Annotated in this window: 7 protein-coding genes; all 7 read right to left on the bottom strand. The window is 38.4% G+C overall.

Annotated elements, in window-relative coordinates; all coding sequences use genetic code 11:
• Nucleotides 1-351 precede the first annotated feature (351 nt).
• On the bottom strand, nucleotides 352-939 hold the full coding sequence (locus tag QZT26_RS16280) for a PDDEXK nuclease domain-containing protein (RefSeq protein WP_295103664.1): 588 nt from the start codon (nucleotides 937-939) through the stop codon (nucleotides 352-354).
• Complete coding sequence (locus tag QZT26_RS16275; RefSeq protein WP_295103662.1) at nucleotides 936-1,562, bottom strand: DUF1016 N-terminal domain-containing protein; 627 nt, start codon at nucleotides 1,560-1,562, stop codon at nucleotides 936-938. Before QZT26_RS16275 ends, QZT26_RS16280 begins: the two co-directional genes overlap by 4 nt.
• Nucleotides 1,563-1,661: 99 nt before the next feature.
• The gene (locus QZT26_RS16270) at nucleotides 1,662-1,853 is read right to left on the bottom strand and encodes a hypothetical protein (protein WP_295103660.1); all 192 of its coding nucleotides are present in this window, start codon (nucleotides 1,851-1,853) and stop codon (nucleotides 1,662-1,664) included.
• 92 nt (nucleotides 1,854-1,945) lie between these two features.
• Entirely contained in the window at nucleotides 1,946-2,380 is a 435-nt protein-coding gene (locus tag QZT26_RS16265; protein ID WP_295103657.1) for an ATP-binding protein, read from the bottom strand.
• A 93-nt stretch (nucleotides 2,381-2,473) separates the two neighbouring features.
• Entirely contained in the window at nucleotides 2,474-2,752 is a 279-nt protein-coding gene (locus tag QZT26_RS16260; protein WP_295103655.1) for a hypothetical protein, read from the bottom strand.
• Between the two features lie 89 nt (nucleotides 2,753-2,841).
• Nucleotides 2,842-4,950: an AIPR family protein gene (locus tag QZT26_RS16255; RefSeq protein ID WP_295103653.1), complete on the bottom strand. Its 2,109-nt coding sequence runs from the start codon at nucleotides 4,948-4,950 to the stop codon at nucleotides 2,842-2,844.
• Nucleotides 4,947-5,396, bottom strand: coding sequence for a PD-(D/E)XK motif protein (locus QZT26_RS16250; protein ID WP_295103666.1), 450 nt, complete (start codon nucleotides 5,394-5,396; stop codon nucleotides 4,947-4,949). The genes QZT26_RS16255 and QZT26_RS16250 overlap by 4 nt, the downstream gene beginning before the upstream one ends.
• Nucleotides 5,397-5,548 lie beyond the last annotated feature (152 nt).

Below are 5,548 nucleotides of genomic sequence, written 5' to 3'. Positions count from 1 at the left end.
AGTCATTTTCGTAAACAGCAGTAAGAGCGATTCCGTACTTGGAGGGGTATTCAAAACGTGAAAATGTAGATATTTTTGCGACCGGAGATATTTTGTCCTTGACAAAAGCCTTCTAATGAGTGAACCCGCGAATGTAGTTCCAGTACCATTACGTTCCCAAACAGATACTTCACTATGTTCAGTACAAGGTTTGGGAACGAGTTGTGGTTCGGTAGTTTAATAGATTACGCTGAATAGTTACACAAGTTCTGAATTGGTCATTGGTCATTGGTCATTAGTCATTAGTCATTAGTCATTGGTAAGTTTGTGATGCATTTTTTAATCTGCGCAATCTGTAGGCCGTGGTTACCTTTAATTGGAATCTGGTATTTCCTTATCATGGTGCGCTTCCCATTCCCGTTGTGCATCTTCCAGTTGTTTTTTCAGTTCTTCTTTGGAAGGCAGGTAAAGTTGATATTCCGATGCGTAGATATTGGAATCTTTCGGAAGTGTCAATTCGACCAGTTCATCACTTTTGCTGAGACAGAGCAGAATACCGACCGTTGGATTTTCTTCATCGAGTTTTACATAACGGTCGAAATAATTCACATACATTTGCATTTGACCCAAATCCTGATGTTTTAAGTCACCAATTTTGAGGTCGATTATAGTGTAACAGCGCAGAAGTCGGTTGTAAAAAATCAGATCTACATAAAAATGGCGATTCTCGAAGGAGAAGCGTTTCTGGCGGGACTCGAACAGGAACCCCTTACCCAATTCCAGGAGAAAATGCTCTATTTTGTCGATAAGAGCTGTTTCCAGATCATGCTCACTGAATGCTTTGCATTCTTCCAATCCCGTAAACTCTAAAATGTAAGGATTTTTGATCACATCCGCCGGTTTTTCGATGAGTTGTCCATGTGTGGATAATCTTTTCACCTCCTCTTTGTCACGACTCAAAGCAAGCCGATCATAAAGAGCCGAGTTAATCTGACGTTCCAGTCACGATATCCCCAGCCGTTTTCTGCGGCTTCAATTTCATAAAACCGCCTTTCTTCACTATTTTTAACCGTGAGAAGCGTGACATAATGCGTCCAGCCAAGCACAAAGCGAGCTGACAGTTTTGCCATGATTTCCTGCAGGCATGCCCTTGTTTCTTGAGATTGGTCAGGCGCTGCCTGCCGAATCTTTTGGGTATCGACATTCAGAGATTGCGCAAACACAGTCTGTGTAATTTTTCCCCAGTTGTTTGTATCAATAGAAGATTGGTCAGGCACCGCCTGACCAATCTCTTTGTAGGTTTCGTAAAACAGCCTGAACTGCTTCAAATTAGTTAGTGAAACACCTTTCCGCCCAGCCTGTTTGAGCTCCGCAGAAAGGCATTGAAGAAGTTTCTTGCCATACAGTTCCGCCCGCTCTGCACCGCCATTTTCAAACTCCACGATATACCAGCCAAAGAGCCAGTTGCGAATTACTAAAGCAATATCAACCGAGCGGGCCGCCTGTTTCTGTAGCTCACTCTGTGTCTGTTCAAACAACACAACCAGTTTTTCAAATCCAAATCCGTGTTTATCGGTATTCATCTGTGGTTCTTTCCCTAAATCGTTCACCCTTCAGTACCTGGAGATCGGAGCTTAAAGATATGCTCCACATTGATCTTTACACTGTTGTTGCCGTATGAGCTATCGCGGAATACTGCACGCAGGGGGTTTGCGTTTTGTCAGGCGTTTCACCAGCTCTTCGGTAATGCCGTTATCAAAACAGGCCGTCAGTACATTATTGTCTACAAAGAACACGGTTTTACCCTCAATCGTTTCTTTCACCACCGGCAGGGTCAGTTCAATGTCCAGATCGATAAATACCTGAAACAACAAGTCTTCCGGCCTGCGGTCTTCCTGACAAAATAGGGACAGAAATGTTATCTACTTACTTTTCCAAATCTCCAGAAATGGTCGCTGTCCCTATTTTACTGTCCTTGCTTACTCATTTTTCTTGTTTGGCCAGCGGATCGAATGTACGAATCGTATACCGTTCTTCCTCTTATGTGAACTGGCTTATCACGTGACTCTGGAATATAAATAAAAAGCAAGTCAACGCCATTTACTTGTAAAATGGAATGATCCAATGAAATAACCGGTTCTAAACTATCTCGGGCAATATTTCCTGACTTTTTAATTATCTCTGTGTAATCTTGATTTGACAGACCCTCGATGGTGCCATTATTTATTCCGAATACGATAAAACCTCCATCACTTTGATTAGCAAATGCAGAAAGATGGTGTGCCAGTTTTTCGCTTTTGTCAGATAATCCAGATTTCCAATCAAGTTTGTTCATCTCTTGAGGCAATGGACGTAGGCTTTTTTCCAAATAATGCCGTGCCTTATCTTCCCAATTTTTCATAATCTAGCATACTCAGTTACATAACCGTTACATAAAAAAGTCATTGATACTTAACGACTTATAGTAAAAACGTCTTTTAATTTACTTTCTTAGTTACATAAGATGGTTGATGTTTTCGGTATCTTCGCCGCTTGACTTCAATCTATCTTCAAGTTTGCTCCTGAATGCACCTTTAGTCTCTATTTTTGCCAGACTGCTTTTGTATTCAAAATCCCTGATTAATAACTGCTGCCTGATAATCGACCTTAATTGTTTTGCAGGATTTAGATAGTATTCAGTAAAGAATTTTCCCAACGAAATATTTTCAAATACTTCTCCGGATAATCCTTCAAGGTCAATGGTGTATCGGATTTCGGAAACCCTACTGTCCAATGGTTGTTTAAGGTAATCAGATGTCAGTTTTGGAAATTTTTTTTCATACCCGGCTTTAATAAAAGCTTTTCCATTTTTCCGTTTGCTGTTTACTCTTCATCAAAAATTGAAGTTTTATAGATTATTTTATTCAAAAGTTCATTTACCAAAAGTATTTCCTTAGAAGTCGGCCTGATACCTTCTTTTAATTTTCTTCCGAGATTGTGAACGGCATTGGTGAAGTAATTCGGAATCTCGTCGTTCTCTTTACAGTAAAGGTAAATTACTTTCCATTTCTCTGCGCTTATATTTTTAATTGTCTCTTCTGTCTCCTTAAAATTTGAATTTTCAACTTCTGTATCACTTATCCTGCGTCTGGGTCTGGTTTTCGGATTAAGTAAATCATCCGGTGGTATCGGGATTGGGGTATTTTTAAATTTCTCTTTAACCGTAAGCCAACAATCCTGCTTTTTTCCCCACTCTCCGAACAAAGCCCCTGGAGCAGAGTTCTTAATGAAATTCTCAACTAAACGCATTAAATCTTTTAAAGTACTTTGAAGTCCCTCTGATATGGATTGGTTTGTCCATATTTTATAAAGATCTAATTTATATTCAGTTAAATAACCTAACAAAGAAATTGCATAAGGAACCGTTATGTACCGAAGGTCGCCTATAGCATTAGGTTTCACACCATATAACTTTTCTGCTGTCCTGAACAGGATTGCTTTTGAAACAATATCCTCAAAATATATATTGTCGGGCTTATCAATAAGATTGTTATTAAGGAATTGCGCATAGTTCTTCTGATTGCCCTGAACTACAAGATGAGGACCGATTCTTAATTTATTTCCATCGTAAATCTCACGGTATGCATTTACATACTTCGCCAAATCTTCCTTGTTAAACATTTGCTTTTTTGGATTCTTCAGGTCAAAGGCTTTTTGTTTCGCCTTGGTGAAACCTTCTTTAATTCTGGCATTCTTATACTGACCTCTTGCTCTTTCATAGAACCATCTTGTTTGATTAATCTGCCCTGTTACATGTGGTGTGAAAATGCCACGTGATAATTTTTCCAGTTCAATGTGATACGGTATGTTTGAACTCAGATCAGAAACAGACACCTTGTTTTGTGTATTTGCATATTCTGATATTCTTGAAACAATTTTGCTGAAATCGTTTCTGTTTTTTACTACGGTCAATTTCACCTGCACAAATACTCCTGAAATATCCGCCTTGTCTTTTTTAAATGTATGATAAATTGATGCGGTTGTCTGCCCTCCGTTCACAATCTGAAAATCCTTGACTTTTGAAATAAGATATCCTTTTCCATCTTCTGATTTTGCAATTTCAATCTCTTCGGCAGTCACGGCAATTCCATTGTTGAAAGCAAGAAACATGTGTGGTTCTTCATTTATGGTTTTTCGCATTCCTTTATTAATCTTGCCAGTAAATTGCAGAAACGAACGAACATTTTGTTCTAACAAGCGCGAACCGTATCTTTCATAAATTGTCGCTAGTGCTGCCCCTGAAATGATAGCAAGATAAGATTGATACTGGTCGTTTTCTGATGGTGAAATAATACAAGGGATCTCGAAGCCATCTCTTGTAAAATCAATTTCAATCGGAATATGAGATTTTTCTGTAATATTGTAAAGATACGACAGGTCAATGACACGAAAGAAAATCGGATAACCGGCAATATTTTTATTTTCAGGAATTTCACCCGGATATAAGCCATCTGTGAGGATGATGGCATTTACTCTCACCAGATTTTCCGTTAAATCCCCGGATGTGCTTAACATGTGGGCGAAATCAAATATCTGCGAAGACTCCTCAATTTCATTTACATAATCTTTGCACTTTGCTTTACTAAAAAAGTTTGTAATTCTTTTTGCTGCTGTAGCTATCTCCTCCTTTGCAAGTCTTGTTGGCTCATCTTTTCCTTTGTAAATGGTTATGAATAAATCAATCGTTTCATAGTTGTCTGGCTCTGCGTAAGCATTTATCTTATGCTGGTTTTTTGTTCCAAGATATCCTTCGTCATGTGCTACTCGTGCATTTTCAGTTTCACCTGCATCAGCAAGTAAGTCAACTGCCATCTGTGTAAAAATCTGTTCAAGTATTCCGCCTTCTTCCTCGGAGACCTGTGTTGATTTTAAATCCTGAATCAGCGATTGATAAAATCTTTTCAGTTCGGTATCTTCTATTGAATCACTCATGAGAACATTAAAGTCTGAAATACTTGCTGTTCTGTTCTGATAAAATCAGAACATTGCGAAATAACAATTGAATATTTTACATCGCCGACTCCGTTGCGAATATCTCTCTCCTCAATTCTCGGAAAGTCATTTTCTACTTTGTAGAATACATCCTGTCGAATGAAATATCCGGTGTGTTCATAAAGATGCCGGTGCTGGTCAAAATATCCCACTTCAAGTAATTTGTTTTTGAAACGGTTTAGCGAATTGAAATCAGTACTTAAATATTCTGAAACAGAATCAACAATTTGATTTAATGTTTCGCCCGATTGTTGTCTTGCTTCCAATGAAAGATGATAGAGAAAAAGATTTCCCATATCACGTGTGTCAAGTTGTCTTTCGCTGCTTATGTGAACTATCTGATGATTGTTTTGATGAGTTGTTTTTATCTCAACGCTCCATGTGATTATGGTAGAGTAAAAATGTACCAGATGGCAAAGTAAAATAGTACCACTCGCAGAGAAAAGCTATCTTATAAGGAATTGAGTAAGAATAATTCTTTATAAGGAGCAAAAGGATGGTACATATGCAAGCAGTGCAAATTATGAAGAGGCTAAAA

Origin of the sequence: uncultured Candidatus Kuenenia sp. (assembly GCF_900696675.1) — a bacterium.
Lineage (GTDB): Bacteria > Planctomycetota > Brocadiia > Brocadiales > Brocadiaceae > Kuenenia > Kuenenia stuttgartiensis_A.
This window is presented reverse-complemented; position numbering and strand designations above follow the sequence as displayed.